A 243-nucleotide genomic window follows, 5' to 3' on the forward strand; every position below is an offset into this window, starting at 1 on the left:
CAGGAGCAGCACCAAGGTCGACAACCGTCATTCCCGGTTTAAAGAGTTTGTCACTTTGCTGTATTTCATCAAGTTTAAACCAGGCACGGGAACGTAACCCCTTTTTCTGTGCCTGTTGAACATATTTATCGCTAAAGTGTTCCTGAAGCCAGCGGCTGGAGCTGGCAGAACGCTTCTTACCTGTCATTTAACTTTCCCATGGGGATAACTCATCGTAACCAATTGCGTAAATTTTTACGCGCC

General features: G+C 46.1%; 1 protein-coding gene. It reads right to left on the reverse strand.

Annotated features, from left to right (window positions below; all coding sequences use genetic code 11):
- Positions 1–187 (reverse strand): SAM-dependent methyltransferase (locus KI369_RS30110; RefSeq protein ID WP_212959081.1); only part of this gene is annotated, 187 nt, incomplete at its 3' end.
- Positions 188–243: the final 56 nt, after the last annotated feature.

The organism is Bacillus sanguinis (assembly GCF_018332475.1).
Lineage (GTDB): Bacteria > Bacillota > Bacilli > Bacillales > Bacillaceae_G > Bacillus_A > Bacillus_A sanguinis.